Source organism: Thermomonas sp. LB-4, from assembly GCF_036409385.1.
Lineage (GTDB): Bacteria > Pseudomonadota > Gammaproteobacteria > Xanthomonadales > Xanthomonadaceae > Thermomonas.
Window position 1 is genome coordinate 1 of record NZ_JAXOFT010000023.1, and the last position, 25,773, is coordinate 25,773.

A 25,773-nucleotide genomic window follows, 5' to 3' on the forward strand; every position below is an offset into this window, starting at 1 on the left:
CACTTTTTTCGCAGGGCGTCCTTGATCACGTCGTTCTCGAACATCTGCTCGGCCACCCGCCGGTGCACCTTGCGGGTGAAGAACAGCATCGAATAGCTCTTGCCGCTGCCCTGGGTGTGCCAGAACACGCCCAGCCTGCCCTGGTTCTGCGCGCGGTTGGCCACGGCGCGGATGGCGCGGTTCACGCCCAGGAACTGGTGGTTGCGCGCCACGATCCTGATGGTGCGCTCGCCCACATCGTCGAATAGGATGAAGTTCTCGAACAGGTCACGGGCATGAAGTACTCGTTGCTGGCCAGGCCGGAGTTGGCGCGCAGGAGGTCGGCGGCGCTCCACAGGCGCTTTTCGATGGCTTCGATGGTCTGGAGTTGACTCATGGTGTCTGTTGGGGTTGGGGCTGGCCGTGGCCGGGATGGCGGTCGCCAGCCCACGGATCCAGCGCAATGAAAAACGCCCGGAGTTCCGCCACCACCGCCTCAAGCGCCGGGGCGGCCAGCCGGTTGCGGCGCAGGAAGGCAGTCCACTGGGACTGCTTCTGCACATCGGTGGCAAAGGCGTCGGTCAGGCCGAACGGCACGCCCTCGGGCGGCGCGGTGCCGCGGCGCTGGAAGGTCGCGCGGATGGCATCGGCCAGGGTGGCGGGCGCCATCGCCTGCTCACGCAGTAGCGCCAGCAGGTCGAAGTAGTCCTTCATCCGGCTGTTGGCAATCCCCAGCGTGGCGATGGCCTCCAGCTTCTCGGCGAAGACGGTCTCGCGGGGATACACACGCAGGCGTGGCGGCGGGAACTCGTCCAGCATCACCGGATAGTCCATGTCCTGCGGGCCCGGCGTCACCGCATCGCCGAAACCGACATCCCACTGCACATGGCAGCGGGCGCCACCCAGAAACGCCACCAGACGGGCACGCAGCCCTTCGTAGGCGGCCTCCTCGCGGATGGGCTCTATCTGGATCGAGCCCAGCTCGAACCGCAGGCCGTCATCGGAATCGATCGCGCACAGCTCCGCGATGACGGCGTGCAACCGCTCGCCATCGGCCGGCCCGAAGCCCAAAAGATCGGCGTCCCGGGTGGGCCGGTGCGGCGCATCGAACCACAGGGCAAACAGCAGCGCACCCTTGAGCAGGAACTGGTCGCGGTGCGGTGATACCGACAGGCGATACAGCAACCGCTCTACGGCGAAGCGGTCGAGCACAAGCTGGAACTCTTCGCCACGCGCCCGCGCCCGATCCAGGAGGCGCTGGCGAATGGAGGCGGTCCGGCTGGCGGCGGGCACCCGCCCGTTCATGCCAGTGCTTCCAGGTAGGGCCGCATGATCCTGGTGACGCGGCAGATGGCCGCGTACCTCCAGAGCTCGTCCACGCTGGCAGCACGCGCACGCAGGGCCTCGCGCAGGGCCTCGATGGCAACGTCCAGGCCGACCAGACTGCGGAACTTGAAGCAGTCCGCCACCGTCTTCGCGACACTGGTGACGCGCACCTGCCTGTTTCCGATGGCGTGTGATTCCAGCCCTGCCGTTAGCGCTTCACCCGAAAAACGAACCACCTTCAGCGGGGGCCAGTCCAGCCGCGGCGGCCGGTCCTTGTTGCCGATGGCCACCCAGACCTCGAACGGCGCCTGCGTGGTCAGGCCATGCAGGCGCAGGGCGGTCAGCAGACACAGGCGCGCCTCGGGAATCCGCTCGGCCACCACCAGAACGCCCTCTTCGACGCCGGCCAGGGTTGCCCCGGGCGCGGTGTAAACGCCCCGGGCCAGTCGAACCAGATCGCCGGCCGCCACCAGGCGCGACAGTTGCGACCGGGCGACACCGGCGTCCACCAGCTCACGGGAGCGCACCACGCCCTTCTGCTGGATCAATGCCTTAGCGATGGCCGCGGGATGCGTCATGCACCGAGTGTTCCATAGCGTCGGTATTTTTGGAATGGCTACCGTCAGTTTGGAACCCCGCGACCGCCCGCACATCGTGTCCGAAATTCGCCGAGGCGATCTTCAAGAAAAAGAAAAACCCAGCCAAGCGGCTGGGTTTGAATTGGTGGAGGTGGGCGGAATCGAACCGCCGTCCGAAGGCACTCCATGCCCGGCACTACATGCTTAGCCCGGTGTTTGGTCTCGGATGCCGGCAACACACCGTGCGAAGCACGCCGTCATCCACACCCGCTAAGTTTCGGAGCCGGTTGGCGGGTCGCCGCCGGAACCTATCCCGTGATAATGACCCTACATCCACGAGCACAGGCACAAGTGGGTTCGGGGCTAGGCCTTAAGCGGCCAGAGCGTAGTTGTCGTCGTTGGCAACTATGAGTTTTGCAGCTGGATTAGCGAGGAAAGCTACCCCCTCGGCATGCGCCGTGCGATTTCGCGACCCCCGTCGAAGCCAGTGCACCCCCGGGAAGCGTCGATCTCACCGACACCTGCAGTATAGGGGCGGTGGCGGCATTCACAAGCCCGCGGCGGCGGGTGTTCATCCCCCGGATACGCAAGCGGGCCGCATCGCGCGGCCCGCTTGCTTCGAGGCACCCGGAAACCGCTTACGAACGCAACGGCAGCAGGCGGATTTCCACCCGGCGGTTCAGCGCACGGCCGGACTCGGTGTCGTTGCTGGCGATGGGATAGCGCTTGCCCATGCCGACGATCTCGAAACGCTCGCGCTGCACGCCCTGGCCCATCAGGTAGCTGGCCACCGAGTTGGCGCGCTGCTCCGAAATGCGCTGGTTGACCGCGTCGGTGCCGATGCTGTCGGTGTGGCCGCTGACCTCGACGATGGTCCGGTTGTACTCCTTCAGGGTGCCGGCAATGGTGCTCAGGGCCGGGTAGAACTGCGGCTTCACGTCGGTCTTGTTGAAGTCGAAGGTGACGCCATCCGGAAGGTTGAGCTTGATGACGTCGCCGTCGCGGCTGACGTCGACGCCGGTGCCGGCGGTGGCGCGGCGCAGTTCGGCTTCCTGGCGGTCCTGGTAGGCGCCGATCGAGCCGCCGGCCAGCGCACCGATGCCGGCCCCGACCATCGCATGCTGGCGGCGCTCCACCGCGCTGTCTCCGCTCAGCAGGCCGGCGGCGGCGCCGATGGCCGCGCCGATCAGCGCACCGCGCTTGGTGCGGTTGGGGTCATTGGGGTCGCTGGTCTGCCCCGTGTAGGTGGCGCAGCCGGCGGTCATCGTGGCCAGGCACACGCCCAAAATGGCGAGCTTGAAATGCGGCTTCATTGCGGAACTCCTCGTCTGGATGGCACGTTGGCGTTGCGGCGATGAGGCTAGGCGGCCGATGGTGGCCTGAATGTGAACGGGGCGCCGTCGCGTTAAGCCACGGTTGCGTCTTGCAGCAGCGCCTCCGCCGCCGCGGCATCCAACGGAGCATCCCAGGGCCCCATCATCGCCAGATACAGGAGCTTTTCGAATTCCGCGCCGAAGCGACGGACCACCGCGTCCGGGTCCGGGATCAGGCGGGCGTCGGCGATCAACCCGAAATGGACCTTGCCGCAATAGCTGAGGATCGACAGTCCCAGCCCGATCGAACCGGTCTGCGGCACCCAGAACATGATGTCGCGGAGCGTGCAGCCGGCCATGTACAGCGGCTGCTGCGGCCCCGGCACATTGGTGGCCACCGCGCTGGCCTTGCGGCTGAACAGCTCAAGCGCGACTTCCTGGACCGGCTGCGGGGCGATGCCGAGTGCGGCCAGCAGGCCATAGGCCACGATCGCCTGGCGCGATGCCTTCAGCTGGTTCATGCACTCGGCCACCCGCTGCAGGCGGCGCAGCGGGTTGTCCTCGCCCACCGGCAGGTCGAGGAAGACCAGGCCGAAATGGTTGCCCAGCTTCCGCGCGTGCTCCAGCGGGCGCAGGTTGACCGGTACCGTCGCGCGCAGGCTCATGCCCTCCAGCGCCTCGCCGCGCTCGCGCATGTAACCCCGCAGCGCCCCCGCGGCGGCGGCCATCAGCACGTCATTGACGGTGCAGCCGCAGGCGCGGCCGACCGCCTTCACCTCCTCCAGGTCCAGCGGCTCGGCCCAGGCCACCCGCTTGCTCACGCCCAGCTGGCCGCGCAGCAGCGATGGCGGGTCGTCGGGCAAGGACAGCGCATGGACCAGCTCGCGCGCGATGTCCCCGCCCTCCTTGGCCAGCAGCGTGGCCAGCGACGGGTCCTGCATCATCGCCATGCCCTGCCCCAGCGCCTTGCCGCCGAGCTTCAGATAGCGCTCCATCGCGCCCACCCTGCGGGCCACCGGCGCCGCCTGTTCCTTCAGCCAGGCCTTGTCGAGCCGGGAGGCCGAAGACGATTCGCGGCTGGTGTCGGTCAGCGACAGCAGCACCTGCACCAGCGCGATGCCGTCGGCATAGCAATGGTGGATGCGCGCCACCACCGCCGAGCCGCCCTGATAGCGTTCGACCAGATGGAACTGCCACAGCGGCTTGGTGGGATCCAGCGGACTCGACGCCAGCTCGCTGACGAAACGCTCCAGGGCGCGCTTCTCGGATGCGCGGCCCGGGCGCCCCGGCAAGCCTGCCAGCCGGACATGCCAGTCCAGGTCGAAATGCTCGTCCTCCACCCACTGCGCGCCGGCCGCGCCGTCCACCGGCTTCTGCCGGAACCGCGCATAGGACAGGAACCGCTGCTGGATGACCCGCTTCAGCTGCGCCAGCTGCATCGGCTCGGCGAACATCAGCACACCGGTGATCATCATCGGGTTGGTGGGCCGCTCCATGCGCAGCCAGGCGGTGTCCACGCGCGACATCGGGTGGCGCTTCGGCCCCCGGCGCTGCGGCTCGGCAGAACGCTTCAGGCGCGGCTTCGAGGTGGCCATCCTGCACTCCCGGTAGGTCCCCGCGAGTGAATCACGCCGCATCACGGGCGGTCAACGCAACCGCGGCTGGGCCATGCCGGGGACCGCGCGGCGCGGATATCGTGGCCGGCCGGTCAGACTGCCGCGGCAGATCCCCCGACATATTCGCGCGGCACGCGTTCGTTGAGCCGGGTCAGGATTTCGTATCCGATGGTGCCGGCGCGCTGGGCCACGTCCTCGACGCTGATCGTTTCGCCGCCCTGGGTGCCGATCAACACCACGTCGTCCTCGACGTAGGCGCTGCCGTCCGGGCCCAGGTCGACCATGAACTGGTCCATGCACAGGCGGCCCACGATCGGCCGGCGATGGCCACGGATCAGCACTTCCCCCCGGTTGGACAGCGCGCGCGGATAGCCGTCGCCATAGCCGATAGGCACGGTCACGACGTGGGTGTCATGCGGCGGCGCCCAGGTGGCGCCATAGCCGACCGGATGCCCGGCCAGCACGGTCTTGAAATAGACCACCTGCGAGATCAGCGACAGCGCCGGCTTCACGTCCACCGTGCGGTGCGCGCCCGGGTCCGGCAGCACGCCATAGAGCATGATCCCCGGCCGCACCATGTCCAGCCAGGTCTGCGGGTAGTGCAGCACGCCGCCGGAATTGGCGAGGTGGCGGATCGGCATCGGCGCGCCGATGCGTTCGAAATGCGCGCAGGCCTCGAGGAAACGCTCCAGCTGCAGCGCGGTCATCGGCGATGCCGGATCGTCGGCGCAAGCCAGGTGTGAATACACGCCCTTGACCGTGCACCAGCTTGAGGCCGCCGCCGCCTCGATCATCGGCCCGCACGAATAGCTGTGCACGCCGATGCGCTCCATCCCGGTGTCGATCTTCAGATGGACCACCGCCTTGCGGCCCAGCCGCTCGGCGGCGGCCTCGACCTTGCGCAGCTTGTCCAGCGAGGACACGGTGATTTCCAGGTCGTGCTGGATCAACTGCCCGACCTGGCGGCCGAGGATGCCGCCCAGCACCAGGATCGGCACGGTGATGCCGGCGCGGCGCAGCGCCATGCCTTCCTCGACGAAGGCCACGCCCAGCTGCTCCACGCCCTGCGCCTGCAGGTGGTGCGCCACCGGCACCAGGCCGTGGCCGTAGGCATTGGCCTTCACGATCGCCATCACCGGCACGCCCACGTGCGCGCGGATCGCGCGCAGGTTGCCGGCCAGCACGTCCAGGTCGACCACGATCCGGGTCGGCCGCTGGCTCATCAGTTCGCTCATGGGGCGTTATTCGAACACGCCCGGCCGCAGCTGCCTAGCCAATCTTCGGCATGCGCTCATTCGAAACTGCCGACGGTGTCGTGGGCGAGGTTGTCGAAGCGCGTGTACTCGCCGAAGAACTTCAGCTTGAAGCTGCCGGTGCTGCCGTTTCGGTGCTTGCCGATGATGATTTCGGCCAGGCCCTTGTCCGGCGAACTTTCCTTGTTGTAGTACTCGTCGCGGTAGATGAACACGATCATGTCGGCGTCCTGCTCGATCGCGCCGGACTCGCGCAGGTCGGCCATCACCGGGCGCTTGTCGGTGCGCGATTCCAGCGAGCGGTTGAGCTGCGACAGCGCGATCACCGGCACGTTCAGCTCCTTCGCCAAGCCCTTCAGCGAGCGGCTGATCTCGGAGATCTCGGTGGCACGGTTCTCGCTGTTGCCGGGCACCTGCATCAGCTGCAGGTAGTCGATCACGATCAGTCCCAGGTCGTGCTCGCGCTTGAGCCGGCGCGCCTTGGCGCGCAACACCTCCGGCGACAGGCCGGGGGTGTCGTCGATGAAGATCTTGATGCCGCTGAGCTGGGCGATGGCGCCGGTGACGCGGCTCCAGTCCTCGTCCTCCAGGTCGCCCACCTTCAGCCGCTGCGCGTTGACCCGTCCCAGCGACGAGATCAGGCGCATCGCCAGCTGGCCGGCGGACATTTCCATCGAGAACACCGCCACCGCCTTCTTCGACTTCAGCGCCCCGTATTCGGCGATGTTCAAAGCCAGCGTGGTGTTGTGCACGCATACATCGTTGGCGATGAAGTTGTGGGTATCGGCGATGGTCAGGTCGTAGACCTGCTGCTTGCCGACCGGGGTGATCGATTCGATCCGGTCCCAGATGACGTCGCTGCCGGCCAAATCCGCGAGGGACGGATCATCCAGCACCATGGCGATCCGAGCGAGGCGATCGCGCGAGATCCCACGCTTGCCGACGTGCAGATTGGAATCGCTGCAACCGGCGCGGCGGGCAAGCTCGGCCCAGGACATCGCCCCCTTGGCCTGACCGATCCGCTCCCAGACCGCCGCCGGCACCAGATCGACGTTGGAATGGCGACGCCGCATACGGATCGCGTCGACCACCGCCTGCAGCGCGGCGGACTTGCCAGTGATGCCAATCTCCGCCGCGAAGGTAGCGATAGACTCAGCGTCGGTGATGTCCAGCTGCCAAGACACGCGGCGGGACTGACGATACTTCACCCAACGCTGGCGCAGCTTGGCGATCACACCGAATCGCAGCAGCAGATGCTGCATCTGGCGCGCGAGTCGTTCGGACACAGAGGCATAGCCGAGCTGCGCCTGACCGCTGGCGAGGACGGTGGCCCAGCCATCGGTAGCGAACAGACGATTGATGAACGCCGCCAACTGCGTCTTCGGCAGGCGAAACACGGGTTGCGGCACGAACTTCTCGTGCGAACCGCAGCCCATCAGGCCCAGCTCCCGCAGCCAGGATGTCAACGGACTGGGCGCGTTGCGGCTGGTCGCACCATGACCGGCCGGCACCAGCCCGGCTGCCTCTATCTGGATGACAGTCGCGAGTCGCTGCAATCCTTCGGACGCTGGCACGGATTTACCGTGCACCCAATGCGAGAGAGACGCCGGCGCCACGCCGACCGCCGCAGCCACCTGCCGCGCGGAACGCCCGTCGGCCTGCAGCGCCTCGGTCAGCGACCGCGCAAATGTCGTCCGGTTCTCGCGGAGCGCGCAGGCATCGGTGCCGACCCGCCACGAGGCCGCCGCGCCGGGGCGACGCTCGACCTCGCGCGCCTGCAGCCCGCCGAACGCTTCAACCGCAGCGAGGAAGTCGGCCACGATCTCGGGATTGGTATTGGTGAACCGCGGCATGCTGCCGGTCAGCCCGCCGTCGCCGATCAGGTAGCCAAGCAGCGCCACTTCGCACTCCCGCAGGGGCTGGTCGCCGAACATCGGCAACCGTCGCGGCACGGCCACGTGATCGCCGACGGCGAGCGCGTGCAGCGGCTTCCAGCCGTCCATGGTCAGGAATGGATGGGGCGCAGTGGTCACCACGCGGCGGCCAAGCCGCGTGGTGACCTCAAACGTGGGTTTTTGGCCATCGTCGATGAAGTCCGAGACGTCGGCCCGTTGCAGCCGCATCGCATCGTCCAGCGTGGCGACCCGGCCGGAGCGCGCAGCAACAATCGACTCGATGGTAGCTACGGTGCCGTCTTCCAGCACGATCTCGGCATCGGCACTCAGGCATTTGCCCATCGCCGGACGCGCGGCCAGCACGATCAGGTCGGTGGGCTGCAGGCCGGCGGTCATCTGGTCGAATTCCACGTAGCCGGTCGGCAGGCCGGTGATGCCGCCGCCGTTCTCGGCGCGCTTCTGCAGGATCTCGAACGCCTCGGCCAGCGCGCGGCGGACCGGGGTGAAGTCCTGCTTGCCGCGCGAATGGCCTTCGGCGATCGCGAACACCGCCGATTCGGCCTGCGCCAGCAGTTCACCGGAGTCGCGGCCTTCGGGCTGGAAGCCGTCGTTGACGATGGTGGTGCCGACGTCGATCAGCCGGCGCTGCACCGCCTTGTCGCGGACGATCTCGGCATAAGCCTTGATGTTGGCCGCGCTGGGCGTGCTGGCGGCCAGCTCGACCAGATAGGCACCGCCGGCGACCTGCTCGCTGATGCCTTGCGAATCGAACCACTCGCCCACCGTCACCGCATCGCAGGGGCGGTTCTTCTCCACCAGCTCGCGCACCGCGCGATAGATCAGCTGGTGGTCGCGCCGGTAGAAATCCTCCTCCACCAGCTGGTCCGCCACGCGATCGAACGCGTTCGGATCCAGCATCAGGCCGCCCAGCACCGCCTGTTCGGCCTCGATCGACTGCGGCGGCACGCGCAGCTGCTCGACCCGGTGTTCGTTGCGGGTCTGGAAGCTGGCATCGGAACGGATCCCCGACCTTGCGCTCATCGGCAGCGTGACTCCCCTGTCGACCCGTCGTGGCGGGCCGGTTGTTGTTGTGCGGTGGAAAAGATCATCGTAGTCGGCACCGGCGGCGAGCGTTGCAGATAACCCTGTGGATAACCGGTGGGCATCTCACTGGCTGCGACACCGACGGCGACCGCCACGGCGCTGGTGGCGATGGGACCGGGTCGGGCGCGGGACAATCGGCGACATGGATGTCGCCGATTAGCCCACATGGACGTACTTGCGGCGTGTCCCGCGCCCGACCCGGGCCCGGCGCCGCCAGCGCCCGGGGACAGTTCGCAAAAAACGGAACGGGCGCCTTGCGGCGCCCGTCCGGATACTGCGTGACGCGGAAGACTCAGGCGGCTTCCGGCACCACCACCACCTTGACGGTGGTGTCGATGTCGGCATGCAGGTGCACCAGCACCTCGAACTCGCCGGTGTGGCGCAGCGGGCCTTCGCCCATCACCACTTCGGACTTGTTCACTTCCACGCCCAGCTGCTTGGTCAGGGCCTCGGCGATCTCGCGCGGGCCGACCGAACCGAACAGCTTGCCTTCGGTGGACGCATTGGCGGCCACGGTCACGCTGGCATCGGCCAGCTTGGCCTGGCGCGCGGAAGCGGCGTCGAGGGTGGCCTGGGCCTTGGCCTCGTACTCGGCGCGCTTGGCTTCGAACTCGGCCAGGTTGGCGGCGGTGGCCGGCACGGCCTTGCCCTGCGGCACCAGGTAGTTGCGGCCATAGCCCGGCTTCACGTCGACCTTGTCGCCGAGGTTGCCGAGGTTGGTGACCTTCTGCAGGAGGATCAGTTGCATGGTGTTTCTCCGTATTCGTTAGCAGGCACGGCCTGCAACGGGTGCTGTCCGAATCGGACGGAATGGACAGGTTCGCGGACGCAGTCGGCGCTGGTCCGGCCGCGGGGCCGGACCAGGCTGTAAGAGCGTCAGACGTTGTGGTTGTCGGTGTACGGGATCAGGGCCAGGAAGCGGGCGCGCTTGACCGCGTTCTGCAGCTGGCGCTGGTACTTCGACTTGGTGCCGGTGATGCGGCTGGGCACGATCTTGCCGGTCTCGGTCAGGTACTGGCGCAGGGTGTTGAGATCCTTGTAGTCGATCTCGGTCACGCCCTCGGCGGTGAACTTGCAGAACTTGCGGCGGCGGAAGAACTTGGACATGGGCGTGATCCTCAGGCGGCTTCGGCGTTTTCGTTGTCGCCAGTGCCCACGGCACTGTCGCTCTCGTCGTCGCGGCGGCGACGCTCGGGCTTGTCGCCCTTCTCGTCCTTGTTCTTCATGATCAGGGACTGCTCGGTCACGGCGTCGTCGCGACGCATGACCAGGTGGCGCAGGATCGCGTCGTTGAAGCGGAACGTGTCGACCAGCTCGTCCAGCACGGACTGCTCGGCCTCGATGTTCAGCAGCACGTAGTGCGCCTTCACCAGGTTCTGGATCGGGTAGGCCAGCTGGCGGCGGCCCCAGTCTTCCAGGCGGTGGATCTTGCCGTTGCCGGCCTCGATGGCGCCCTTGTAGCGCTCGATCATCGCCGGGACCTGCTCGCTCTGGTCCGGATGGACCAGGAACACGATTTCATAGTGACGCATGGTGGTTTCCTTGTGGATGGCGGCTGGCGCGATGCCGGCCGGACAGCCCTCGGCCACCTGCCGCTGACTCGGACAGGCGCGTTCGGGCAAGAACTCCCGCGGACGGGAGCCGGCCATTATCGCCAATCAAGGACTTGCGCGCAAATCAGGCCGGCTGGGCCGGCCCGGTGGTGAAGCTGGAGCCGCAGCCGCAGCCGCCGGTGACATTGGGGTTGTCGAAGGTGAACTGCTCGTTCAGCCCCTGCTTCACGAAGTCGATGCGGGTGCCGTCCACCTGCGGCAGGCTGCCGGCGTCGACGAAGATGCGCACGCCGCCGGCATCGAACACCACGTCGTCCGCGCCCTGCTCGCGCGCCATGTCGACCTTGTAGCCCCAGCCCGAGCAGCCGCTGCGGGACACGCCGAAGCGCAGCCCCAGCGCCTTGGGATCGGCGTCGAGATAACCGAGGATGCGGTCGCGGGCGGTATCGGTGAGCAGAATGGCCATGCGGGGATTGTAGCTCCGGTAAACTCCCCGCTCCATTTCGTGCTTGCAACGCAGGATTTCAAGATGACGACGATCTCCGTGGCCCAGGCGCTGGCCGGGCACCTGCCGGAAGGCGGCCAGGTATCCGTGCGCGGCTGGGTGCGCACGCGCCGTGACTCCAAGGCCGGCCTGAGCTTCGTCAACGTCAGCGACGGCTCCTGCTTCGCGCCGATCCAGGTGGTGGCGCCGGACACCCTTTCCAACTACGAGTCCGAGGTGAAGCACCTGACCACCGGCTGCGCGGTGATCGCCACCGGCACCCTGGTGAAGTCGCAGGGCCAGGGCCAGAGCTTCGAGGTGCAGGCGTCCAGCATCGAGGTCGTAGGCTGGGTGGAAGACCCGCTGACCTACCCGATGCAGCCCAAGCAGCATTCGCTGGAATACCTGCGCGAATTCGCCCATCTGCGCCCGCGCACCAACCTGTTCGGCGCAGTGACGCGCATCCGCCACTGCCTGGCGCAGGCGGTGCACCGCTTCTTCCACGAGCGCCAGTTCTACTGGATCAGCACGCCGATCATCACCACCTCCGACGCCGAAGGCGCCGGCCAGATGTTTCGCGTCTCCACCCTGGACATGGCCAACCTGCCGCGCGATGGCAAGGGCAACGTCGACTTCAGCCGCGACTTCTTCGGCAAGGAAACCTTCCTCACCGTGTCCGGCCAGCTCAACGTCGAGGCTTACTGCCTCAGCCTGAGCAAGGTCTACACCTTCGGCCCGACCTTCCGCGCCGAGAACAGCAACACCACGCGCCACCTGGCCGAGTTCTGGATGATCGAGCCGGAAATCGCCTTCGCCGACCTCAATGACGACGCCAACCTCGCCGAAGATTTCCTGAAGTACCTGTTCAAGGCGGTGCTGGACGAACGCGGCGACGACATGGCGTTCATCGCCGAGCGCGTGCAGAAGGACGCGATCACCCGGCTGGAGAAGTTCATCAACGCGCCGTTCGAACGCATCGACTACACCGATGCGATTTCGCTGCTGCAGAAGTCCGGCAAGAAGTTCGAGTTCCCGGTCGAATGGGGCCTGGACCTGCAGACCGAACACGAACGCTGGCTGACCGAGGAACACGTCGGCCGTCCGGTGGTGGTGATGAACTACCCCGAGCAGATCAAGGCGTTCTACATGCGCATCAACGACGACGGCAGGACCGTCGCCGCGATGGACGTGCTGGCGCCCGGCATCGGCGAAATCATCGGCGGCAGCCAGCGCGAGGAGCGCCTGGACGTGCTGGATGCGCGCATGGCGCAGTTCGGCCTCGACCCGGCACACTACGGCTGGTACCGCGACTTCCGCCGCTACGGCACGGTGCCGCACGCCGGCTTCGGCCTCGGCTTCGAGCGGTTGGTGGTGTACGTGTGCGGCCTGGCCAACATCCGCGACGCGATCGCCTACCCGCGCGCGCCGGGTTCGGCGGAGTTCTGAGCCCGCCATGGATGCCGACCTCGTCCTGTTCCTCGCCCTGTTCGCCTTCGCGATCGCCATCGCGGGCGCCACCGCGTTCGTGATCTTCTGGCCACTGACGCTGGTGCACCTGCGCGACCGCCATCCGCAGCTGGTGGCGCAGCTGGGGCCCGGCGCCTTCCTCAAGCCCACCGCGCTGTGGTGGCTGCTGCGCGGCGGCTATCGCGCCACGCCCGATCGCAGCCTGTCGGGCCTGGCCACGCCGTCCCGGGTTTCGCTGCTGGTGATCCTGGGCGGCATCGCGATGGGCGGCGTGCTGTGGATCGTCGGGAAGGGACTGTCATGAACGCGACGGGGCATGACAGCTGGTGGCTGGCCACGCTCGGCCGCACCGTGGTGTGGGCGCGCCTGCGCGAGCGCGAGGCCGGCACCGCCGAGGTATTCGACAGCGACGGCAACACCCTCGCCTATGACAGCACCGACACCGCGCGCGCCGCGCTGATGGACGCCGAGTATGTGGCGTTCGAGGGGCTGGATGAGGACGACGCGCTGGCGCGCGGGTTCTCGCTGGCTGACATCGCACCGCCGTCGGCGCGCGACGACGACGCGCTGCGCGCGCTGATGGTGCAGTCGCTGGGCGCACGCGCGTAGGACTCCGCGCCCGCATCCGCCTGCGCGGTTGATGTCGCCGGCGCAAGGCGCGCGTGCGTTCTGGAAATCCGCTCCACCCGTCGAACCCTGCGGCCTTCGCTCGACCCTGGCCGCCGTGGCTTGCAGGCTGAAGGTCGCACCCCTGCGGTGGGCCGCTACGGGTTTCCGTCGGAGTTCGACGCGGGGCGGACGCTGCCGTTGTCTTCCTGCAGTTCAGGCTTGAACGGCACCGCGGGCGCGGCGCGGCCGGTCGAGGACTGTTCGTTGACGTCCGGGTCCACCGGCATGCAGCCGCCGCCGAATTGCAGCAGCGATACCACGCACTTCAATTTCAGGCCCGTGCCGGGAATCGGGATCGACAGCTCCTTGATGCCGCGCCGCACCCATTCCTGCAGCAGCGTGCCCTGCGGAATCCAGTACTTGTCGAAGCGGGTGCCGCGGTACTCCAGCCCCGGCCGCTTCAGCCAGGTGCCCGCGCGGTCGAGGTCGACACCGTTCTGCTCCAGCCACTCGTCCGGCAGGCGCGCGCTGCCATCGGCATTGAACAGGCCCGATTTGCCATCACTCTTGCTTCCTTCACCGTTGCCGGTGCCGGCGACCGCGCGTTGCGAGGCACCCCAATCGTCGCTCTTCGCCGCACCGGGCCAACCGCCGGGCGCCGGCTTCAATCCGGGGCCGGCGCCGGTGCCGGTTGCGGCGACCCCGCGCCCCCCCGCCGGCGCGGTCCGCGCGCCCTGCCCGCTGCCAGCCTGCGCCTGCCCGGCGCCTGCGCCGGCGGCACGCGCGCCGCCGCCCGCCGCGGGGTTGTCCGACTCGGCCGGGGCGCCGGCCGCGCGGCCCGCGTCGGGCTTCAAGGGCAACTCGCGCACCTGCCCCACGCGCTGCGGTACCCGCAGCTGCGCCACGTCATCGGCGGTGGGCACCGCACGTTCGCGCGGCTGAAGGCGCGCATCCGGCCGGAACACTTCGACTGCGCGCACCTGCTCGCGCAATTCCGGCGCGCGCAGCTGCGCCTGCTGCGGCAGCGGCTGCAGCGTGCGCAGCGCAGGCGCTTCCAGCGTCGGCAGCGATTCCACCTGCTGCGGCGGTGGGGTTTCCCGCAGGGTTGCCTGCGGCAGCACCACGCTGCGTTCCCGCGGGGGCGGCAGCTTGAATCCGTCCGGCTGCGGCTGGGGCACCTCGCTGAGCCGCAATACCTGTCGCGCATCCGGCGGCTGCGGCTGCGGCGGCGTCGGCGACGGCTCCAGCTGCGGCACCGGCCGGCTGGCATCGATGGGCTGCTGCGGCGGCAACGCCACCGCATCCACCGTCGGTGGCAATTCGGCCGCCGTGGCCTGCGCCGGAACGGCAGCGGCGTCCTGCACCGGCGCAGGCGCGGGCCGGGAAGCGGGCGATGCCGACGGCGAGGGCGCAGCCTGCGCGCCCTGTTCGGCCAGCGCACCGCCCCCCGTCTCCGCGTTGCCGCGCCCGATGAAGCGGACCTGCACCACCTGCCCCGGCGCATCGTCCCGCCGCGCCAGTTCCGCCAGGTGGAGATACATCAGCCATAGCAGCGCGGCCGCCAGCAGCAGGTGCAGGATCAGGTCCGCGACGCCCACGCCAACGCGCAGGGCGCGCTCCTCGCGCGGGTCGTCCGGTCGCGCCAGCCGCTGCAGATGGAAGAACGGCAGGCCCCACCGCGCGGCCCGGCCTTGCGCCGCATAAGTCAGCCGCTGGGCAAGCGGCGCCACCCAGGCTTCCATGCGCGCACGCGCGGCGCGGGCGTCGAGCTGCGGCTGCGCGTCGAACCAGCGCTGCCATCCGGCGGGCATCTCCCCCGGCGTGCCGACATGTCCCCGCTTGAGCAGGCGCCGTTGTTCGAGCGCGGCGATCAGGTCCTGTGCCGTCGTCACGCGCGCCCGGTTCCGTCAGTTCGACATGTACGGCGCGCTGCCGCTGGCGTGGTCGGTGACATCGCGCACCCCGGTCACGCCCGGCACCTTCTCCAGCAGCGTCTTCTCGACGCCCTGCTTCAGGGTGATGTCGACCATGCTGCAGCCGTGGCAGCCGCCGCCGAAGTTGAGCACCACGATGCCGTCGCGGGTGATCTCGGTGAGAGTCACGTGGCCCTTGTGCATCGCCAGCTGCGGGTTGATCTCGTTTTCGATCACCCAGCGGACGCGCTCGACCAGCGAGGCGGCTTCACCTGGTGCGACGCCCTTGATCTTGGGCGCGCGGATCTGCAACTGGCCGCCGGTGGCCATCGCCGCGTAATCGATTTCGGCGCCGTCCAGGAAGGGCACGCTGGGCGCATCCAGCCACAGGGTGAAGCCTTCGCAATCGATCGCCCATTCATCGCCGGCAAGTTCGTCCGGCTCGGCGAACTCCAGGCGCACGTCGGCACGCGCGGTGCCGGGGTGCTGGGCGGACAGGCGCACGCCCAGACCGGGGATCGCCTCGCGCTCGATCAACTTGCGGAAATGGGTCTGCGCGGCTTCGGAAATCTGGATCATGCGGCTATTCTAGCGGCGCGGCGTTGCCGCTGCGTATCGCCCGCACCCCGGTTCAGTTCGCGCACGGAGAGTACCCATGGCCGATCTAATTCCCCTCGCCCAGGCCCGCTGCATCACCCGCCGCGGCCACGAGCACCGGCTGGGCGAAGCCCGCATCCGCGAGCTGCTGCCGCAACTGCAGGGCTGGGAGCTGCTGGAAAACGGCCATGTGCTGGGCAAGACCTTCCGCTTCCCCGATTACTACCGGACGATGTCGTTCGTGAACGCGCTGGCCCACGTCGCCAACGCCGAAAACCACCATCCCGACCTCTCGGTGCACTACGACCGCTGCGTGGTGCACTTCTCCACCCACGACGTGGGCGGACTGAGCGAGAACGATTTCATCTGCGCGGCAAAGGCGGACCTGCTGGCGTGAATACGCCGCGCCCCTTTCTTGCCCTGTTCCTGCTGCCGCTTCCCATGCTGGCGAACGCACAGCAGCCCTCCGTTTCCCCACAGGCTTTGAACACACAGGCGATGGCCGCCTACAACAGCAAGGATTTCGCCACCTGTGCCCGGCTGCTGGGCCAGCTGGTCAACGATCCTGCACTGAAACCCGGCGCATCGCTGGTGTACAACGCCGCCTGCTGCCAGTCGCTGGCCGGCAATCCTGCCGCCGCGCTGGGGCTGCTGGATCGGGCCTCGACCATCGATACGATTTCAGCGACGGATATCGAGGCCGACGCAGACCTTGTCGCCGTGCGCGCACTTCCGGAATGGCAGGCGCTGCGGGAAACCCTGATCCAGCGGGAAGACGCGCGACTGGCCGGCCTCGACCGCGAATTGCGCAAGGAACTGCTGGCGCGGCAGGTGCTGGACCAAGACATCCGCAAGCGCGCCACCGCGGCCGGCAATCCGCCACCCAAAGCACTGATGGATGAGTGGGCGCGCATTGACCACGACAACACCAAATGGATGAAGACCGTGCTGGCCCGCCAGGGTTGGCCCGGCAAGAGTCTGGTCGGCAAGGACGGCGCCAGCGCCGCATGGCTGTTCGTCCAACACGCGGACATGGACAAGCCTTTCCAGAAGGAGGCCATCAAGCTGCTGGAAGCCGCCGTGGCCAAGGGCGAGGCAGAAGGCAGGGATCTGGCCTACCTGACCGACCGCATCCTGGCCGGTGAAGGCAAGCCGCAGCGCTACGGCACCCAGTACCACGCGATCGACGGCAAGCTGGTGCCGCAGCCGATCGAGGACGCCGAACATGTGGATGCGCGTCGCGCCGCGGTCGGACTGTCGACGCTGGCCGAGTACGACAAGGTCATGCAGGCCAACTATCGGCCGGCACCCGCACAAGCCGGCGCGGCCGCTCCTGCCAAGCCGGACTAACCCAGCCGGTCCAAGACCTCGATCAACTCCGGCACCAGCGGGGCATTGAGCGAATACGGCGTCTTGCCGGCGTCGAGCGCGAATTCCAGCGTAAAGGCGTGCAGGAACAACCGCTTCAGCCCCACCTGCTCACGCAGCCGCTTGTTGGCCGCCGCGTCGCCGTACTTGTCGTCGCCGGCCACCGGGTGGCCGATGTGCTGGGCGTGCACGCGGATCTGGTGGGTGCGACCGGTTTCGATGCGGACTTCGCAGTAGCTCTGGCCGCCACGCCGCTCCAGCATGCGGAAATGGCTCATCGACGGCTTGCCGGCCGCATTCACCTGCACATGCCGCTCGCCGCCCTGGCGCAGGCCGACGTGCAGCGCCGCGTCCACGCTCATGGTGCCGCCGGGCATGCGCCCGACCAGCAGCGCCAGATAGCGTTTTTCGATGCCAGATCCGTGATCTTCCCGCAACAATCGCTGCAGTTCCGACAAGGCCGAGCGCTTCTTGGACAGCACCAGCAGGCCCGAGGTGTCGCGGTCCAGCCGATGCACCAGTTCCAGCGTGTCGCGCGGACGCAGGGCGCGCATCGCCTCGATCACGCCGAAGGAGATGCCACTGCCGCCGTGACTGGCGATGCCGGAGGGCTTGTTGATGGCCAGCAGGCGGGCGTCCTCGAACACGATCGATGCCTCGAGCGCCGCCAGCAACCCTTTCGGCGGCAAACGTCCGGCATCTTGCGGCGATTCGATACGAACAGGCGGGATTCTCACCTCATCCCCCACCTCCAGCTTGCGCTCGGCCTTGGCCCGGCCGCCGTTGATCCGCACCTGCCCGCTGCGCACCAGCTTGTAGACCAGGCTGCGCGGAGCGCCCTTGAGCTGACCCAGCAGGAAATTGTCCAGCCGCTGCCCGGCGCGATCATCGGGCACGCGCACAGTGCGCGCGCCGCCGCTGGTGGGGGTATCCGGCTGTGTCATTGGAGGCTGATCTGCTACACTCGGGGGGCGATGCAAGGGTTTGATTTCGCAGGAAGTGTCGGGCGGTTGACCGCCCATCCGGCCGAAAGCCGGCCTGCCTGGCGAGCCCCGCCGCAGTGACGTTGCCACCGCCCTCGGGGCGGACATGTTAACGGCTGCGCGGCAAACCCGCCCATTTGCCGGCCCCCGCCGTGACTCTGCCCGTTGAACAACGCCCCGTGCGACGCGCCCATTCCCTCCAAGGCATGTGGCGGCGGTCGCCGGCCCAGCAAGCCCATTACAAGGAAATAGCGCTCCCGCGGTTCGCCGTGGTGTGGCAGCGCTGGAAAACTCGAAAGCGGCACGGCCAGCGCCCCGCGCGGCCGCGCGCTTGGTGGTATCCAGAAGCGAAACGCCCATGGCGTTCCGCGCGGCACCCATGACCGGGTGTGGCAGCGCACAAGGAACGCACAATGAAGCGAATGCTCATCAACGCCACGCAGGCGGAAGAACTGCGGGTCGCCATCGTCGACGGACAGAACCTGTACGACATCGACATCGAACAGCCGTCCCGCGACAACAAGAAGTCAAATATCTACAAGGGCCGCATCACCCGGCTCGAGCCCTCCCTAGAAGCGGCCTTCGTCGAATACGGCGCCGACCGCCACGGCTTCCTGCCGCTGAAGGAGATCTCCCGCGACTACTTCCAGGCGGGCGTGGACCACAACAAGGCCGGGATCAAGGAACTCCTGCGCGAAGGCCAGGAAGTGGTGGTGCAGGTGGACAAGGAGGAGCGCGGCAACAAGGGCGCCGCCCTGACCACGTTCATCTCGCTGGCCGGCCGCTACATGGTGCTGATGCCGAACTCGCCGACCGCCGGCGGCGTCTCGCGCCGCATCGAGGGCGACGACCGCGCCGAGCTTAAGAAGGCGATGGACGCGTTGACCATCCCCGACGACATGGGCGTGATCATCCGCACCGCCGGCGTCGGCCGCGACGCGGAGGAGCTGCAGTGGGATCTGGACTACCTGCTCAGCATCTGGCGCGCGATCGCCGAGGCCGCGCTGACCAAGCCGGCGCCGTTCCTGATCTACCAGGAATCGCGCCTGATCGTGCGCGCCCTGCGCGACTACATGCGCTCCGACATCGGCGAGATCCTGGTGGACACGCCGGAGATGTACGACGAGGCGCTGGAGTTCGTCGAGCAGGTGATGCCCCACAACAAGCGCAAGCTGAAGCACTACACGGACGACGTGCCGCTGTTCAACCGCTTCCAGATCGAGTCGCAGATCGAGAACGCCTACGAGCGCACCATCCGCCTGCCCTCCGGCGGCGCGCTGGTGATCGACCAGACCGAGGCGCTGACCGCCATCGACGTCAACTCGGCGCGCGCCACCAAGGGCGGCGACATCGAGGAAACCGCGTTCAACACCAACCTGGAGGCCGCCGAGGAAGTGGCCCGCCAGCTGCGCCTGCGCGACCTGGGCGGCTTGGTGGTGATCGACTTCATCGACATGTCGTCGAACAAGCACCAGCGCGACGTGGAGAACAAGCTGCAGAACGCGCTGAAGTACGACCGCGCGCGCGTGCAGATCGGCCGCATCAGCCGCTTCGGCCTGCTGGAGATGAGCCGCCAGCGCCTGCGCCCGAGCCTGGGCGAGGCCAGCCAGATCGTCTGCCCGCGCTGCGAGGGCCACGGCCGCATGCGCAGCATCGAGTCGCTGTCGCTGTCCATCATCCGCGTCGCCGAGGAGCACGCCATGAAGGACAACACCGGCCAGGTGCTGGTGCAGGCGCCGGTGGAGATCGCCAACTTCCTGCTCAACGAGAAGCGCAACGCGCTGCGCGAGATCGAGCGGCGCCACGATGCGCCGATCGTGATCGTCGCCGACGAGCAGCTGCATACGCCGCACTACGAAGTCACGCGCATCCGCGACAACGAGATGGGCGAGGAAACCAGCCGGCCCAGCTACCAGCGCGGCACCCCGCGCAAGCTGAACACCATCGCCCTCACCAAGGCGCAGCTGAACATCCCGCCGCCGGCCGTGACCAAGGTCAAGCCCACCCAGCCTGCCCCGCTGCGCGAACCGAAGCCGATGCCGCAGGAACCGCAGCAGGCGCCTGCCCCGGCATTCGCCCAGGCGGCCCAGCCGGCCCCCTCGGCGGCGCCTGCCCCGGGTGGCGTGATCGGCTGGCTGCGTGGCCTGTTCGGTGCGGCGCCGGCCGCCACCGCCCAGGCCCCCTCGCGCAGCGAAGGCAATGCCCGCCGCGACGAGCGCGGCAGCCGACGCAGCGAGCGTGATGGGCGCGGCAATCGCGAGGGCCGCCGTGACGAGGGCCGCCGTGACGAGGGTCGTCGTGACGACGGTCGCCAGCGCGACAACCGCGGCGAAGCCCAGAAGCAGCAGCAAAAGCAGAAGCAGCCGCAACAGCAGAAGCAGGACAAGCCGCAGCAGTCGGCGCAGAAGCAGGAGCGCCAGCCGCAGCAGAAGACCCAGGAGAAGGCGCAGCAGCCGCAGCACAAGCAGCCGCGCCCGCCGAAACAGGAGCGGCCGTCCAGCGAGACCGCGCCGCCAACTGACGCCGCCGCCGCGGCCGCTGCTGCCCTGCTTGCGTCCCATGCGTCCGCTGCCAACCAGCCGGCCGCGGCCATGCCACCGGCGGCAGCGGCTGAAGCCCTCCCGTCGACCGAGGTCGCGCAGCTGCCCCAGGCCACGCAGCAGGAAGGGTCAGGCGACGCTGCACCCGGCAACACGGACGAAACCGCTGCGGGCGAAGGTGGCGGCAAGCGCCGCCGCGGCCGTCGCGGTGGCCGTCGCCGTCGCCGTGGCAACGGCGAGGCAATGGGCAGCGCCGACGAGGCGACGCTGGATCAGGACGAAGGGCTGGACGAAGTGGTCGGCGCCGACACCAACCAGCCGGAGTTCGATTTCGACGATATCGAGACCCCGGCCCCGGCCGTCGCCGTAGCTGCGGCCGATCCTGCCGCGCTGCGCCACGGCGAGCAGGCCGCTGCGAAGACCGAAGCACCGGCACCGCAGCCGGCAGCGGCAGCGATCGCAGCCGTTGCGGCCGCCGCACCCGAACGCTCACCGGCACCGGCGACCGCGGATGTCGTCGCGCCTGTCGCACCGGTGGCGGATACCGAAGCCGACTCTCTGCCCCCGGCGGACGCGGTGAGTGCAACGGCCTCGGTGGACCTCGATGTTGAAGTCGAGGCTGAGCGCACCGCAGCTGCCAGCGATGCAGTGGCTGCGACCTCGACTCCCGCCTCGGCTGCCACGGCGCAGGCCGCGGACGCCAGCCCGGCGGAAGTGGCCGTTGCGCAGGCCGGCATTGCCGCCGCCCAGCCGGATCTCATTCCGCAGGCAGCGCCTTCGACCGCAACGGAAGCGGCACCGGCCGTTGATCCGTTCGCAGCGGCCACGCCGTCACCGGCGGCCGCGCCTGCCCCGGATGCCACCATGCGCGGGTTGTTCGAATCGCTGCCGGAAGTCGAGCCGGCCGCACCGGAAGCGCAGGTTGCCGCGACGGAAGCCGCGGGCAAGGATGCGGACGAGCCGCGTCACAACGCCTGATTCCGGGCGGTACCGAGCAGAACAGATGGCGCCGGGAAACCGGCGCCATTTCATTTGCATCATCGGAATTCGAGCGCTGCCGCGGCGGCGCAGCCATCGCGCAGGACTCAGTGCACGGCCTGCGCCGGGTCGATCAGGCCGTACTGGCCCACCAGCCGGGCCAGCGCGATGTTGTCCTGGATGCCGAGCTTCTCGAACAGCCGGGTCTTGTGGGTGTTGACGGTCTTGGCGCTCAGGCTGAGCTGGCGGGCGATGGCTTCCTGCCGCAGGCCCTGGTTCAACAGCAGGGCGACTTCCAGCTCGCGCGGGGTCAGCGTGTCGAACGGCGATGCCGACTCCCCCTGCAGGCCCGAAAGCGCCATGCCCTGCGCGATGCTGCTGGCGAGGTACTTGCGCCCGCGCGCCACGTCGCGCACGGCGCGCAGTAACTCGGACGCGTCGCTGGCCTTGCCGACGTAGCCGAAGGCGCCCGCCTCCAGCAGCCGGCGCGGCATCGGGCCGTCTTCCAGCACCGACACCGCGATGACCCGCGTACCGTAATCGCCGCGGACGACCCGCTCGGTCAGCTCAAGCCCACTGAGCCCCGGCAGGTGCAGGTCGCACAGCACCACGTCCGGCCGGAGACGGCGGATCTGCGGCAGCGCCGCTTCCGCACTGTCGGCTTCGCCGATCACTTCGATATCGTCCTCCGCGCCCAGAATCAGGCGGAACCCGGCACGCACCAGCGCGTGGTCATCGACGATGAATACCCTGATCCCCATCACGGCGCTCCCTGGTCCGATGGGCACAAGGTAGCGCCCCACCCCGTCCCGGCCAAGCAGGATTTGCCGGAATGAACGTTAGGAAAAATCCGACCCGCGCGCCGCCAGCATCCGGTCAAGCACCGATTTGAGGGCCAGCGGGCGCAACGGCTTCATCAGCAGCGGCAAACCGGCTTCCTGTGCGGCGGTGCGTACCGCGCCGGTCTGGTCGGCACTGAGGATCAGGCACGGCGAGGCCGGGAACGCCGCCACCAGGCGGCCATGCAGCGCCACGCCGTCATCGCCGCCGTCGAGGTGGTAATCGAAGATCCACAGGTCGATCGCCTCCTGCGCGAGCGACGCCGCCGCGGCATCGCCATCGGCTGCGGCCCGCACCTGGCAGCCCCAGCTGCGCAGCACTGCCGCCAGCGCCTCGCGCGCCGGGGCTTCGTTGTCGACCACCAGCACGCGCAGTCCGACCAACCCGCGCGGCGCGGCGCGGTGCGGCTGCGCCGCCGGCGCGCGCGGCACGTCGATGGCGAAAACGCTGCCGCGACCGGGCGTGCTGCGCAGCGATACATCCGATCCCAGCAGTTGGGCGATACGGCGGGCAATCGCCAGACCCAGGCCCAATCCCTGCCCCGGCGCATCCTCGCCACGCCGGAACTCCTCGAAAATCGCTTCACGCTGGGCTGCATCGATGCCGGGCCCGGTGTCGTGGACTTCGATGCGCAGCTCGTTGCCGCACCGACGCACGCCCAGCAGCACCCGGCCGCTTGCGGTGTAGCGCAGCGCGTTGGCGAGGAAGTTCTGCAGCACCCGTCGCAGCAGCTGCGGGTCGCTGCGCACCCAGACACGGGTGGGCACGAAGTCCAGGCGCAGGCCGCGCTGGCGGGCCAGCACCCGGAATTGGGCGATCAGCGGGTCCAGCACGTCGGCCAGCGGAAAGGCGCGCGGCTCCGGCACCAGCCCGCCCGCCTCCAGCCGCGACATGTCCAACAGGGTGGTCAGCAGGTCGGTAGTGGAATCCAACGCGGCGCCGATCTGCCGGGCCAGCTCGCGCTGCTCGCCGTCGCCACGCTGCTGCAGGGTGTCGGTGAACAGGTGCGCCGCGTGCAGCGGCTGCAGCAGGTCATGGCCGATCGCGGCAAGGAAGCGGCTCTTGGCGTCGTTGGCGTGCTCGGCCTCGCGCTTGGCGGTTTCCAGCAGCACGGTGCGCTCGGCCACCCGCTGCTCCAGCGTCTCGTTGACGCGCATCAGCCCGGCCTCGGCCTGGCGGAACGCGGTGACGTCGGTGAAGGTGGCGACGAAGCCGCCCCCCGGCATCGGGTTGCCGCGGATCTCGACGATGCTGCCATCGGGGAACACCCGCTCGGACAGATGCGGCGTGCCGGCGCGCATATGCGCCAGCCGCCGCTGCAGTGCCGCTTCGTCGCGGGAGGGATCGATGCTGGCGATCTCGCGCAGGGCCCAGCGCGCCGCTTCGGCGATCGGCATGCCCACATGCAGCATCCCCGGCGGGTAGCCGAACAGTTCCTCGTAGCGGCGGTTCCATGCCACCAGGTGCAGTTCGGCATCGACCACGCTGATGCCCTGGCTCATGTTTTCCAGCGCCGCCTCCAGCACCCGCTGGTTGAAGCGCAGGTCCTGCGACGCCTCGCCGACGATGGCGGCGATGGTGTCCAGGTCGGCGCCGCGCCGGTCCACGTCGTCGACCGGGTCGCGACGGGCGGCATCCAGCAGCAGGCGCGCCGAGGCGCTGCCCAGCACCGCGGCCAGCTCGTGCTCCAGCTTCGATTCGATCCGTGCCGGCACCGGTCCGCTGGCGGGCGCATGCCGCAGCAGCTCATCGACGCGCGCCGCTGGCAGGAAGCGGCGCCCCGCATCGCGCAGGCCGGCCAGATCGGCGCCACCCGCCTGACGGTGACGTGGCGCGCCGCGCAGTGCCGCCAGCAGCACCGTGGTGGCGCTGCCAACGAACAGGCTGACGCCCACTGCGCGCCCGAGCCGGCTCCAGCCGATCAGCCCGAACAGCGCATCCGGCGCCAGCCAGGACAACCCGAATGGCCCGTCCCGCAGCCATGCCGGATCGCCGCCCGCGGTCGCCAGCAGCATTGGCACCAGCATCACCCATAGCCAGGCGACGAAACCGGCCAACACACCCGCGGTGGCCGCCACGGCAGGGGTCTGCGGCCGCCAGACCGCGAACGCCAGCGCCGGCACCAGCGTGGCCAGCGCCGAGAACGAGACCGCGCCGACGTCGGCCAGCGCTTCGTTGCCGCTGACCAGCCGGCTGTACGCCCAGCCCAGCAGCATCAGCGCCACGATGCCGGTGCGCCGCAGCAACAGCAGGTCGCCACGATGGTCGCCGCGCCCGTCGCCACCGCGCGCCCACGCGCTGCGCAGCAGCCCGGGCGCAAACCAGTGGTTGCCGATCATCAGGCTCAAGGTGAGGGTGCTCACGATCACCATGCCGGTGGCGGCGCTGAGCCCGCCCAGGAACACCAGCAGCGCCAGCGCGGCACTGCCCTGCGCCAGCGGCAGGGCCAGCGCGTACATGTCGGTCGGCACACCGTCGCCCAGCAGGGCGGCACCTTGGCGGGCAAGCGCCAGCGTAGGCAGCGCGATCAGCAGCAGATACAGCGGGAACTGCCAGCGCGCGGTGCGCACGTCGGCCTCGTCGCGGCACTCCACCACGCCCACATGGAACTGGTGCGGCATCACGAACATCGCCAGCGCACCCAGGATCACCAGCGGCATGAAGCCGCCGGCTGCGCGCGCCGGCGGCGGCGCGGCGGCGAGTTCCGGCAACCCGTCGAGGCCCAGCCACACGAAAGCGCCCAGCGCCAGCATCGCCACCAGCTTGAACAGCGATTCGAATGCCAGCGCCAGCACCAGCCCGCGGTTGTGCCCCGCCGCATCGACCCGGCGGGTGCCGAACAGGATCGCGAACAGCGCCATCGCCAGCGCCACGTACAGCGCGCCGTCGCGCCACAGCGGCACGCTGCCGCTGGTTGGCAGCCCGGTGGTGACGGTGGCCAGGCTCATGGCGATCGCCTGCAGCTGCAGGGCGATGTAGGGAATCAGGCCGAGCACGGCGACCAGCGTCACCACCGCCGCCAGCCACGGATCCTTGCCCAGCCGGGTGGCGATCAGGTCGGCCAGCGAGGTGGCATTGCTTTCGCGCGCCAGCCGCACCAGCCGCATCATGAAGGCCATCGCCAGCGCATAGAACAGGATCGCGCCGACGAAGGTGGGCGGCAGCGGCCAGCCGTAGCGCGCGGCCTGGGTGACCGTGCCGTAGAAGGTCCACGAGGTGCAGTGCACCGCCAGCGACAGCGCGTAGACGTGCCGCCAGTGCCTTCGGAACACGCCCGGATGGCGCTCCGCGAGCAGGCCGGTACCGAACAGCAATCCCAGCCACAGCAGCGCGGCGGCCACCACCGCGGCAACGCTCAGCATCGCGCCGCCTTCAGG

General features: G+C 68.8%; 22 protein-coding genes and 1 other RNA gene. 6 read left to right on the forward strand and 17 right to left on the reverse strand.

Annotated elements, in window-relative coordinates; all coding sequences use genetic code 11:
* The 12 genes from SPK54_RS11550 to SPK54_RS11605 all read right to left on the reverse strand — a co-directional run.
* Positions 1-236: DEAD/DEAH box helicase family protein (locus SPK54_RS11550; protein ID WP_330948050.1), on the reverse strand; the 236-nt coding region annotated here is incomplete at its 3' end.
* Between the two features lie 136 nt (positions 237-372).
* Positions 373-1,272, reverse strand: coding sequence for a nucleotidyl transferase AbiEii/AbiGii toxin family protein (locus SPK54_RS11555; RefSeq protein WP_330948051.1), 900 nt, complete (start codon positions 1,270-1,272; stop codon positions 373-375).
* 8 nt (positions 1,273-1,280) lie between these two features.
* Positions 1,281-1,883, reverse strand: coding sequence for a type IV toxin-antitoxin system AbiEi family antitoxin domain-containing protein (locus tag SPK54_RS11560; protein ID WP_330948052.1), 603 nt, complete (start codon positions 1,881-1,883; stop codon positions 1,281-1,283).
* 143 nt (positions 1,884-2,026) lie between these two features.
* Positions 2,027-2,380, reverse strand: a transfer-messenger RNA (tmRNA) gene (ssrA, locus tag SPK54_RS11565).
* Positions 2,381-2,521: 141 nt separating this feature from the next.
* On the reverse strand, positions 2,522-3,148 hold the full coding sequence (locus tag SPK54_RS11570) for an OmpA family protein (RefSeq protein WP_330948073.1): 627 nt from the start codon (positions 3,146-3,148) through the stop codon (positions 2,522-2,524).
* A 140-nt stretch (positions 3,149-3,288) separates the two neighbouring features.
* On the reverse strand, positions 3,289-4,791 hold the full coding sequence (locus SPK54_RS11575) for a wax ester/triacylglycerol synthase family O-acyltransferase (RefSeq protein WP_330948053.1): 1,503 nt from the start codon (positions 4,789-4,791) through the stop codon (positions 3,289-3,291).
* A gap of 113 nt (positions 4,792-4,904) precedes the next feature.
* Positions 4,905-6,047: an alanine racemase gene (alr, locus tag SPK54_RS11580; protein WP_330948054.1), complete on the reverse strand. Its 1,143-nt coding sequence runs from the start codon at positions 6,045-6,047 to the stop codon at positions 4,905-4,907.
* 56 nt (positions 6,048-6,103) lie between these two features.
* Positions 6,104-9,001, reverse strand: coding sequence for a replicative DNA helicase (dnaB, locus tag SPK54_RS11585; RefSeq protein WP_330948055.1), 2,898 nt, complete (start codon positions 8,999-9,001; stop codon positions 6,104-6,106).
* A gap of 355 nt (positions 9,002-9,356) precedes the next feature.
* Positions 9,357-9,812, reverse strand: coding sequence for a 50S ribosomal protein L9 (gene rplI / locus SPK54_RS11590; RefSeq protein ID WP_190280805.1), 456 nt, complete (start codon positions 9,810-9,812; stop codon positions 9,357-9,359).
* A gap of 128 nt (positions 9,813-9,940) precedes the next feature.
* Positions 9,941-10,171 carry a 30S ribosomal protein S18 gene (gene rpsR, locus SPK54_RS11595; protein ID WP_114961112.1) on the reverse strand — a complete coding sequence of 77 codons (231 nt, stop codon included), beginning with the start codon at positions 10,169-10,171 and terminating at the stop codon, positions 9,941-9,943.
* Between the two features lie 11 nt (positions 10,172-10,182).
* Positions 10,183-10,596, reverse strand: coding sequence for a 30S ribosomal protein S6 (rpsF, locus tag SPK54_RS11600; protein ID WP_330948056.1), 414 nt, complete (start codon positions 10,594-10,596; stop codon positions 10,183-10,185).
* A 145-nt stretch (positions 10,597-10,741) separates the two neighbouring features.
* A complete protein-coding gene (locus SPK54_RS11605) occupies positions 10,742-11,083 on the reverse strand; it encodes an iron-sulfur cluster assembly accessory protein (protein WP_330948057.1) in 342 nt (113 codons plus the stop codon).
* A gap of 63 nt (positions 11,084-11,146) precedes the next feature.
* Here SPK54_RS11605 and asnS point away from each other — a divergent pair, with 63 nt between their 5' ends.
* The 3 genes from asnS to SPK54_RS11620 are packed head-to-tail and all read left to right on the forward strand — an operon-like array spanning position 11,147 to position 13,177.
* Positions 11,147-12,547 (forward strand): asparagine--tRNA ligase, encoded by a 1,401-nt coding sequence (asnS, locus tag SPK54_RS11610; protein ID WP_330948058.1) that lies wholly within the window; start codon positions 11,147-11,149, stop codon positions 12,545-12,547.
* A gap of 7 nt (positions 12,548-12,554) precedes the next feature.
* Positions 12,555-12,872, forward strand: coding sequence for a hypothetical protein (locus tag SPK54_RS11615; protein WP_330948059.1), 318 nt, complete (start codon positions 12,555-12,557; stop codon positions 12,870-12,872).
* On the forward strand, positions 12,869-13,177 hold the full coding sequence (locus SPK54_RS11620; protein ID WP_330948060.1) for a hypothetical protein: 309 nt from the start codon (positions 12,869-12,871) through the stop codon (positions 13,175-13,177). The genes SPK54_RS11615 and SPK54_RS11620 overlap by 4 nt, the downstream gene beginning before the upstream one ends.
* 155 nt (positions 13,178-13,332) lie before the next feature.
* On the opposite strand, the gene SPK54_RS11625 is transcribed toward SPK54_RS11620, so the two are convergent.
* Positions 13,333-15,069, reverse strand: coding sequence for a hypothetical protein (locus SPK54_RS11625; RefSeq protein ID WP_330948061.1), 1,737 nt, complete (start codon positions 15,067-15,069; stop codon positions 13,333-13,335).
* Between the two features lie 15 nt (positions 15,070-15,084).
* Positions 15,085-15,669, reverse strand: coding sequence for an NfuA family Fe-S biogenesis protein (locus SPK54_RS11630; protein WP_330948062.1), 585 nt, complete (start codon positions 15,667-15,669; stop codon positions 15,085-15,087).
* 76 nt (positions 15,670-15,745) lie between these two features.
* On the opposite strand from SPK54_RS11630, the gene SPK54_RS11635 reads away from it, so the two are divergent.
* Positions 15,746-16,084 (forward strand): 4a-hydroxytetrahydrobiopterin dehydratase, encoded by a 339-nt coding sequence (locus SPK54_RS11635; RefSeq protein ID WP_330948063.1) that lies wholly within the window; start codon positions 15,746-15,748, stop codon positions 16,082-16,084.
* Positions 16,081-17,037, forward strand: coding sequence for a DUF6624 domain-containing protein (locus SPK54_RS11640; RefSeq protein WP_330948064.1), 957 nt, complete (start codon positions 16,081-16,083; stop codon positions 17,035-17,037). Before SPK54_RS11635 ends, SPK54_RS11640 begins: the two co-directional genes overlap by 4 nt.
* Here the strand turns inward: SPK54_RS11640 and SPK54_RS11645 are convergent.
* Positions 17,034-17,999, reverse strand: a complete 966-nt coding sequence (locus tag SPK54_RS11645; protein WP_330948065.1) for an RluA family pseudouridine synthase — start codon at positions 17,997-17,999, stop codon at positions 17,034-17,036. The genes SPK54_RS11640 and SPK54_RS11645 overlap by 4 nt on opposite strands.
* 452 nt (positions 18,000-18,451) lie before the next feature.
* On the opposite strand from SPK54_RS11645, the gene SPK54_RS11650 reads away from it, so the two are divergent.
* Positions 18,452-21,556, forward strand: a complete 3,105-nt coding sequence (locus SPK54_RS11650) for an Rne/Rng family ribonuclease (protein WP_330948066.1) — start codon at positions 18,452-18,454, stop codon at positions 21,554-21,556.
* 107 nt (positions 21,557-21,663) lie between these two features.
* On the opposite strand, the gene SPK54_RS11655 is transcribed toward SPK54_RS11650, so the two are convergent.
* Together SPK54_RS11655 and SPK54_RS11660 are read right to left on the reverse strand one after the other, a co-directional pair.
* Entirely contained in the window at positions 21,664-22,317 is a 654-nt protein-coding gene (locus SPK54_RS11655) for a response regulator (RefSeq protein WP_330948067.1), read from the reverse strand.
* 78 nt (positions 22,318-22,395) lie between these two features.
* Positions 22,396-25,758, reverse strand: a complete 3,363-nt coding sequence (locus SPK54_RS11660) for a PAS-domain containing protein (protein WP_330948074.1) — start codon at positions 25,756-25,758, stop codon at positions 22,396-22,398.
* Positions 25,759-25,773: the final 15 nt, after the last annotated feature.

Coding starts and splice junctions, on each gene's coding strand:
- SPK54_RS11560 (WP_330948052.1), bottom strand. CDS start 1,883: ATGACGCATCCCGCGGCCATCGCTAAGGCATTGATCCAGCAGAAGGGC.
- SPK54_RS11570 (WP_330948073.1), bottom strand. CDS start 3,148: ATGACCGCCGGCTGCGCCACCTACACGGGGCAGACCAGCGACCCCAAT.
- SPK54_RS11575 (WP_330948053.1), bottom strand. CDS start 4,791: ATGGCCACCTCGAAGCCGCGCCTGAAGCGTTCTGCCGAGCCGCAGCGC.
- alr (WP_330948054.1), bottom strand. CDS start 6,047: ATGAGCGAACTGATGAGCCAGCGGCCGACCCGGATCGTGGTCGACCTG.
- dnaB (WP_330948055.1), bottom strand. CDS start 9,001: ATGAGCGCAAGGTCGGGGATCCGTTCCGATGCCAGCTTCCAGACCCGC.
- rplI (WP_190280805.1), bottom strand. CDS start 9,812: ATGCAACTGATCCTCCTGCAGAAGGTCACCAACCTCGGCAACCTCGGC.
- rpsR (WP_114961112.1), bottom strand. CDS start 10,171: ATGTCCAAGTTCTTCCGCCGCCGCAAGTTCTGCAAGTTCACCGCCGAG.
- rpsF (WP_330948056.1), bottom strand. CDS start 10,596: ATGCGTCACTATGAAATCGTGTTCCTGGTCCATCCGGACCAGAGCGAG.
- SPK54_RS11605 (WP_330948057.1), bottom strand. CDS start 11,083: ATGGCCATTCTGCTCACCGATACCGCCCGCGACCGCATCCTCGGTTAT.
- asnS (WP_330948058.1), top strand. CDS start 11,147: ATGACGACGATCTCCGTGGCCCAGGCGCTGGCCGGGCACCTGCCGGAA.
- SPK54_RS11615 (WP_330948059.1), top strand. CDS start 12,555: ATGGATGCCGACCTCGTCCTGTTCCTCGCCCTGTTCGCCTTCGCGATC.
- SPK54_RS11620 (WP_330948060.1), top strand. CDS start 12,869: ATGAACGCGACGGGGCATGACAGCTGGTGGCTGGCCACGCTCGGCCGC.
- SPK54_RS11630 (WP_330948062.1), bottom strand. CDS start 15,669: ATGATCCAGATTTCCGAAGCCGCGCAGACCCATTTCCGCAAGTTGATC.
- SPK54_RS11635 (WP_330948063.1), top strand. CDS start 15,746: ATGGCCGATCTAATTCCCCTCGCCCAGGCCCGCTGCATCACCCGCCGC.
- SPK54_RS11645 (WP_330948065.1), bottom strand. CDS start 17,999: ATGACACAGCCGGATACCCCCACCAGCGGCGGCGCGCGCACTGTGCGC.
- SPK54_RS11650 (WP_330948066.1), top strand. CDS start 18,452: ATGAAGCGAATGCTCATCAACGCCACGCAGGCGGAAGAACTGCGGGTC.
- SPK54_RS11655 (WP_330948067.1), bottom strand. CDS start 22,317: ATGGGGATCAGGGTATTCATCGTCGATGACCACGCGCTGGTGCGTGCC.
- SPK54_RS11660 (WP_330948074.1), bottom strand. CDS start 25,758: ATGCTGAGCGTTGCCGCGGTGGTGGCCGCCGCGCTGCTGTGGCTGGGA.